Annotated in this window: 6 protein-coding genes and 1 tRNA gene; 6 read left to right on the top strand and 1 reads right to left on the bottom strand. The window is 40.7% G+C overall.

Annotation, left to right across the window (positions count from 1 at the left end):
- Window positions 1-211 precede the first annotated feature (211 nt).
- The 6 genes from AUR67_RS01055 to AUR67_RS01030 all read left to right on the top strand — a co-directional run bounded on the left by AUR67_RS01055 (window position 212) and on the right by AUR67_RS01030 (window position 6,991).
- Window positions 212-287 (top strand) — tRNA-Glu (locus tag AUR67_RS01055).
- Window positions 288-503: 216 nt separating this feature from the next.
- Window positions 504-1,451, top strand: coding sequence for an HlyD family secretion protein (locus AUR67_RS01050; protein WP_058583772.1), 948 nt, complete (start codon window positions 504-506; stop codon window positions 1,449-1,451).
- Complete coding sequence (locus tag AUR67_RS01045) at window positions 1,448-2,374, top strand: ABC transporter ATP-binding protein (RefSeq protein ID WP_058583771.1); 927 nt, start codon at window positions 1,448-1,450, stop codon at window positions 2,372-2,374. The genes AUR67_RS01050 and AUR67_RS01045 overlap by 4 nt, the downstream gene beginning before the upstream one ends.
- 5 nt (window positions 2,375-2,379) lie before the next feature.
- The gene (locus AUR67_RS01040; protein ID WP_058583779.1) at window positions 2,380-3,525 is read left to right on the top strand and encodes an ABC transporter permease; all 1,146 of its coding nucleotides are present in this window, start codon (window positions 2,380-2,382) and stop codon (window positions 3,523-3,525) included.
- A 68-nt stretch (window positions 3,526-3,593) separates the two neighbouring features.
- Entirely contained in the window at window positions 3,594-4,757 is a 1,164-nt protein-coding gene (locus AUR67_RS01035; protein ID WP_058583770.1) for an extracellular solute-binding protein, read from the top strand.
- Complete coding sequence (locus tag AUR67_RS01030) at window positions 4,754-6,991, top strand: ATP-binding protein (RefSeq protein WP_058583769.1); 2,238 nt, start codon at window positions 4,754-4,756, stop codon at window positions 6,989-6,991. The genes AUR67_RS01035 and AUR67_RS01030 overlap by 4 nt, the downstream gene beginning before the upstream one ends.
- Before the next feature lie 10 nt (window positions 6,992-7,001).
- On the opposite strand, the gene gloA is transcribed toward AUR67_RS01030, so the two are convergent.
- Window positions 7,002-7,400 (bottom strand): lactoylglutathione lyase, encoded by a 399-nt coding sequence (gene gloA, locus AUR67_RS01025; protein ID WP_054553771.1) that lies wholly within the window; start codon window positions 7,398-7,400, stop codon window positions 7,002-7,004.
- Window positions 7,401-7,716 lie beyond the last annotated feature (316 nt).

Below are 7,716 nucleotides of genomic sequence, written 5' to 3'. Positions count from 1 at the left end.
CTTTCACGGCGGTAACAGGGGTTCGAATCCCCTTGGGGACGCCACTTACTAAAAGTGTTGTGTTATTAAAAGCTCGTCTGAATCGAGTTTAACTATTCAGTTGTCCTAGTGACACAGAAACTTTCTGTTTAAGCTAAGGCCATTCGCCTCGCAGGCTCGGTCTCATCTTACGCAGAAATAGCAAATCAGTGATTTGCAAACCAATTTCTGCGTCCCCATCGTCTAGAGGCCTAGGACACCGCCCTTTCACGGCGGTAACAGGGGTTCGAATCCCCTTGGGGACGCCACATTACTTTAAGTAAGTAATGTGTTGGAAAGACTATCTATATATCATTTCAAATATAACTAAGATTTTTCAACTTAATATTCCTTATTCTCCATATATCTTTACGATATAGACTCCATATATTTCTAAAACTTTAATTCCTATAGATCACTTTTACAGATCATTTTAATACTTTATAGTATCTAGCAACTCATCAGCTAACCATAAGGAAATTAAAATGTTAGCTAAACGTGTTGTACTCATACTAATTTCTTTAGTCATTACTGCTTGTTCAGACTCAAATGAGGGAGTAGCGCTAGGAACGCTTGAGCGTGAGCGTGTGATCCATCCTGCAACGACTAACGAAATACTGATCGATTTACCCGTTTCAGCAGGCCAGTTGGTCGAAAAAGGGCAGGTGATTGCAAAGTTCGATGCCGAACTACAACAAGCGATTGTTGCTAAAGCACAAGCTCAACTAGCTCAAGCCACTGCATTTCTTGAAAAAACCTTGAATGGTGCTCGCCCCGAAGAAGTTGCTGCCGCATCAGCCAAAGTAGCAGCAGCTAATGCTGCATATACGCAAAGCGAAGCTAATTTTCGCCGTGCAAAAACCTTAGTTAAGGATAAACTCGCAAGCCAAGAAACCTTAGATAGTGCAACCGCTGCACGTGATGAGACTTTCGCTAATTTAGAATCAGCAAAGCAGAACTTAAATGAATTAACAAATGGTTCTCGCGTTGAAGATATTAATAGTGCGAAAGCGCAAGTTCAGGCGGCAGAAGCAGAACTAAAAGTACAGCAAAAATACCTCTCAGACCTGACAATTAAAGCGATGCGTGCTGGCAGGGTAGATAATTTACCTTGGCACGTAGGTGAGCGAGTTACCAAAGGCAGCCCAGTCGTTATCGTTCAAGCAAACAGCGCACCTTATGCGCGCGTATATATCCCTGAACCATATCGTGCCAAGCTCAATCAGGGCATGACACTTACGGTTCGTGTCGATGGCATAGATAAAGAAATACAGGGTGAACTGACCTGGATTGCCTCAGAGCCTGCGTTCACGCCTTTTTATGCCCTTAATCAGGAAGAGCGTGCGAGATTAATGTATCTTGCTGAGGTAACACTACCGGTAAGTGAAAATAATTTACCGACAGGCGTACCTGCTCAAGTGATTATGCCATGACTGAATCGGTGATCCATGCCAAAGGTTTGGTAAAACAATTTGGCGATTTAAAAGCGATTGATAACCTTGATCTAGACGTTGAGCAAGGGCAAATTTATGGCTTTTTGGGCCCTAATGGCTGTGGTAAAACGACTGCAATCCGTATGCTTACGGGTTTATTGAAGCCAACTTCTGGTGATATCAATGTGCTTGGCTTGAGTCTGCCAAAAGATGCTGAAAAGCTCAGAACGCAACTTGGTTATATGACGCAAAAGTTTTCACTTTATAGTGACCTGACCGTGCTTGAAAACCTAAAGTTCATGGCGGCGCTTTACCCGTTTAAAAAGCAACAAAAACAACAAAGAATTGACGAATTGCTCCATACTTATGGTCTTGATCAAAGAGTAGATCAAATGGCCGGAAGTATGAGTGGGGGCCAACGGCAGCGCTTAGCATTGGCTGCTGCAGTGATTAATAAACCGAAAATTTTATTTCTTGATGAACCAACATCGGCAGTCGATCCACAAAATCGCCGTGATTTTTGGGAAACACTGTTTGATTTAAGTAATGCCGGTACCACGATATTAGTCACCACCCATTACATGGATGAAGCTGAGCGTTGTCATCGTTTAGCCATTTTAGAATCAGGTATTAAACGCGCGGATGGCTCTCCAAAGCAATTAATGACAGACATGCACGCTCATGTTGTAGAAATCGCAGGGGCGCAAACCAGAGAATTAAAAACACAGCTCGCAACAATCGACCATGTTATCTCAGCCACTCAATTAGGTGCACAGCTGCGAGTATTAGTAAAAAAAGATCTTCAAGACCCCGTTGAGTTCATAAAGCAGCAATCATTTTGTCAGGATACGTGGCAAGTAAATAGTGTGCGCCCAAGCCTTGAAGACGTGTTTGTCACCTGCACAGGGCAGGGCAGACAATGAGTATTATGACTTCATTAAGCCGAATAAAAGCAATTGTAAGCAAAGAATTATTACAATTACGCCGCGATAGAATGACATTTGCGATGGTGGTGATGATCCCCCTTATCCAACTGATTCTATTTGGTTATGCTATTAACACTAACGTCAAAGATATCCCTGTTGCAGTGGTCGATCATAGTCAAACTGCGCTCAGTCGCATTTTAGTACAAACAGTATCGGCGACAAATGTGGTTAAAGTGACTGATTATTACGACAGTATAGAGCAGGCACAAACAGCAATCGCCAGTGCGAAAGTGCGTGCAGTGCTGTTTATACCCCACGATGTGGCAAACCGACTTGCTCAACACCCAACAGTGGGTTTTGGGTTACCTGATGGCAGTAATGAGTCGTTAGTCAGGCCAATTGCGCATTGGTTAGTTGATGGCTCAGATACAATGGTAGCGTCGAGTGTAAAATCGCTTCGCAATATGCCGCTTGCAGAGCTTCTCGATAAGCCTGCGAATAGAACTTACCCAACCTTTGAAACGACCTTATTTTATAACCCAGAACAACGCTCTGCGGTGAATATTGTGCCAGGTTTAGCTGCTGTTATTTTAACCATGACGATGATTATGTTTACCTCTGCTGCCATTGTTAAAGAGCAAGAGCGAGGAAATATGGAGCTCTTAATTACCTTACCGTTAAGCTCACTGGAATTAATGATTGGTAAAGTGGTGCCTTATATCTTTATTGGTTTTATTCAGTTATTTATTATATTAGGCATGGGTAAGCTCTTGTTTCACATTCCTTTTGGTGGCGGTTTAGTCGCGTTGGTTGTCGCAACCTTTGCTTTTATATGTGCCAGTTTAGTGCTTGGCTTAGTACTTTCAACAATCGCTAAAAACCAGCTTCAAGCAATGCAAATGACAATTTTCATTCTATTACCTTCTATTTTATTGTCAGGTTTTGTATTTCCCTATGAAGGTATGCCAAAAGCAGCGCAATGGCTTGCTGAGTGTTTACCCGCAACGCATTACCTAAGATTAATACGCGGAATTGTGCTAAAAGATGTCAATTTAATAAGTATGAGCAGTGACTTACTTTGGCTTTTAGCATTTACTATTTTGGGCTTGGCTGTGGCTGCATTTAGATTTAAGAAAACCCTTGATTAGGCTGGGCAATATAAGGCATATGTGCTTAACTAAAAAGTAATTTTAATTCATTTTGAGTAGACATTAGCGTGTGGCGAGTATTTTGGCTGGCGGTGCTATTAGTTACGTTTGATGGCTATGCAGCAACGATAAACCTAGCCCATACCATGAAGCATGAACATTTTAACCAATTGCTTAGTGAGTTTGCAGAGCAAAGCGGTTTAACAGTTAACTCTGTATTGGTTGACCAAAAGGCGCTAAAGGTAAGGTTGGTACAAAATACTAGTACCAGCACCTCAACAGACGTAATTATTGTTCCCGCTGATCACTTAGGGCTTGATAAATATGCCAACTACAGCACCATTCCAGACTCACTCATAGCTGATACCACAGACAAGCGAACCTTAGAAACTGCAAAGTTAAACAATAAGCTTTTAGGTATACCCATCATTCAAGGGAATCACTTGTTACTTTTTTATAATAAGCAGTTTGTTAAAGAGCCAATAGAAAATTGGCAGGATATATACCAAATTCAACCATCATTGCCTGAAAAAGTGAAACTCGTTACATGGAGTTTTATGGAAATGTATTGGTTTATCCCGTTCTTATCGGCTTTTAATGGCGACCTAATTGTAGATAATCAAGTTCAGCTAAATACACCAGCAATGCAATCGGCTCTCAAATTTGTTTGGGGTTTAAATAAACAAAACCTGGTTGATAGGCAGTGCGATTACACTTGCTCAAATAATGCATTTAAAGCGCAGCAAGCCGCTTTCACCATTGATGGTGCATGGGCATTAAAAACGTATGAAGAGGCATTGGGTAATAATTTAGGAATACAACAATTACCGAAACTCAATGGTGAGTATATGCAGCCTTACTACTCAACCTTTGTGCTGGCATTTCCAAACCATGCTTTAAATGGCGTTAATAAAGAAAGCTTGATCAAATTTGCTAAATTGGTTCAAGCAGAAAAATTCCAAACACTGGTTTGGCAAAAGCTTCAAGATATCCCAGTTAACACTGAGGTTTTAAATAACCTTAAAGCACAACAAGGCACTGAGTTATCAACCTTAATTGATGCCATACAATTCACAAAACCTATGCCTTCTACCGCATCTATGATCATCGTGTGGGAGGTATTAAATAAAGGCTTTATTCGCTATGGTAGCGGTGCCTTAACCGCTGAACAAGCGGGGCTTTTTATGCAAGGGTTGGCAGAGCGTTCGATTGCCAATGAAGGGGATGAATGAGTAGTCCACGCTTTAGTCGCGCCTTATTTATCAGTGTATTACTACTGGTCATTATTCCCCTGCTGATACTTGCAGGTTTGATGATAGGGCGATTCTATTTAAGCTCAATTGACCAAGCAAATACGAGTTTGCAATGGCAAGCTAGAAATAATGCGGCCAGTCTTGAACAACTATTATTTAAGCTTGAGAAAAACAGCCAATTGCTGAGTAGCACTAAAGCGATTACAGAGTTGCCAAATAAAGTGGTGTACTCACAGTTCGCGCTTGTGCAGCTACAAGAGTTTGTTGCCCAGAATCCACAGATAAAAGCATCGATTGTAATTGATAATCAAGGGTTTATAGTTGAGGGATACCCTATTACCTCTTTAAATTTGAACTATAAACTCACAAAAAGTATTCTCGACAGCGCCAAGGCATCAACACAGCAAAACACAGTTCAAATTATCGATAACCCCCAAGTTAGTGAATTATTTGCGCCTGCAGAGGCAAAACAAAATGCCTTACTGGCAATTACATCTAAGTTGTTACATGAGCAAGATTCTCTTAGTGAGCCAATAATCAAAACGGGCGTGTTAGTGTCTTTTGTGCCTTTATCAGAGGCGTTAAAGTGGCTTGCAATTCATAATGAACAACCGGTTTATCAAGCGGGTAAGCAGGTACAAATTACTGCACAAGATAACATTTTATATAGCGTGGGCGATGCTGGCGATCACGGCAAATTAATGGAGCAAGCCTCAATCAGTACTGTTTATTTTCAAGGTAAGCCAACCCGTTTACAGTTCCAAATTAATGAAGCAAAAACCACATACACCGGCGCTGTAAAGCAAACGGCCATATTAGCAGGGTTGCTAATTGTAGGACTTTCTATTTTTTCATTTATATTAGTGCGCTGGCTGACTGCACGGCTCCATAACCCGCTAAATCGCATTACTGCTCTTAGTCGTGAATACGCGTTAGGTAATTACAAACAAGATACAGACGATTTTCATTATCAAGAGTTTAAAGATATTGCTGATTCGCTCAGCAGCATGGCCGATACCATTGATATACAAATTACTTCATTGCAATTAGAAAAACTTCGCGCTGAGCGCTCTGAGCAAGTTAAAAGCCAGTTCTTAGCCAATATGAGCCATGAAATACGAACACCGATGAATGGTATTGTGGGCTTTTTACAGCTACTTAATAAAAGCACGCTAACACAAGAGCAAGCAGAGTTTGTAAGGCAAATAAATAACTGTAGTGATGTGTTATTGACCGTGATTAACGATATTCTCGATTTTTCAAAAATAGAGGCCAATAAAATAGAGCTCGAGTCACGACAATGTGATTTAGTCGCGCTTTGCCATGACCTTATCTTACTATTTAAACCGAGCTGTGATGCCAAAGGGGTTGGCTGCCGGCTTGATGTCTCCTCATTACAATCGCTGAATGTAAAATGTGATGAAATACGCGTTAAACAAGTGCTGATTAACTTGCTCTCTAACGCCGTTAAGTTCACCAATCAAGGAGAGATCGTTCTTTCGCTTACTCTGCAAAGCCGAGATGAACACCAGACAGCCGTCGTGTTATCGGTAAAAGATACGGGCATAGGTATCGCTGAAGATAAAGTAACATCTCTGTTTAATCCCTTTGTACAAGCGCAAAGTAACACCACTCGTAAATATGGAGGGACCGGTCTTGGACTTGCCATTAGTAAGGGGATGATTGATTTGATGGGAGGTACTATTGCTATCGACAGTGAGCTTGGAAAAGGCACTGAGTTTACTATTAATGTTAATTTTAAATCACTAAACCCACAGGACGCTAGCGCAAAAGTACACCAACTTGATGAAAACATTCAGTTCGATTTTAAAGCCATCGACAAGCCAATATTAATTGCTGAAGACAACCCGATTAACCAAATTGTTATCACTAAGTATTTAACTCAATTAGGTCTAAATTATGAATTGGCAGAAAATGGACAAATTGCCTGTGAGAAAACCCTAACACAAGATTACGCATTGATTTTAATGGATATCCAAATGCCGGTGATGGATGGATTAACTGCCAGCGAAAACTTACTTGCAAGGCCAGATTTTGGTACGCCGATTATTGCCATCAGTGCTAATGCAATGAAAGATGACATCGAAAAAAGTGCAAAAATTGGTATCAGTGACCATATCGCAAAGCCAATTAATTTTGCTGAACTTGAAAAAGCACTCGCAAAGTGGCTATCTCAGCAATCGCTGAAATAGCCGGTATGAATCAAAAAGTGTTGTTATCTTTTTTCTGAATTAACTCAATCGCATAACCATCTGGGTCTTTAACAAATGCAATTTCAGTTGTGCCGCCTTTGACAGGACCCGGCTCGCGGCTCACATTACCGCCAGCAGCTTTAATGTCTTCGCAGGCTTTATAAATATCATCAAACTCGATAGCAATATGGCCGTATGCATTACCCAAATCATAGCTATCAGTATCCCAGTTATAAGTAAGCTCAAGCACAGTCGAATCTTTTTCGTCACCATAACCGACAAAAGCAAGGGTGTAGCGGTACTCTTCGTTGTCTGCACGGCGCAGCTCTTTCATACCTAATACCTGCGTATAAAATTCAATTGATTTATCTAAATCAGCAACGCGAAGCATTGTGTGTAATAAGCGCATTTTAAGCATCCTCTTTTTTGTCTTTAAATTCACACAACTTTAATAGCACAGCATGGTATGGGCTGCGTATTAAAATTATTAAAAGAAAATTATAAGTTATTTCGATTACTTGCACAGTAAGATTGAGATAAACCGTAAACACTATGCTGTTAAATTAACAATTAAGCTCATGATTTGGAGATATAATCAGGCCCTTGCAATTTTGCAATAGGATAGAGTACTACAGCACCTTTGTCGCAGACAGTTGAAATTACATCTTCTTACTGTAAAGGTAATAGGTGAATAACATAAAACTTGAAAAATAGGCTGACAAAGC

Source organism: Pseudoalteromonas sp. XI10, assembly GCF_001469895.1.
Classification (GTDB): domain Bacteria; phylum Pseudomonadota; class Gammaproteobacteria; order Enterobacterales; family Alteromonadaceae; genus Pseudoalteromonas.
The sequence above is the reverse complement of the archived record's forward strand: the minus strand, read 5'-3'. Positions and strand labels throughout refer to the sequence as shown.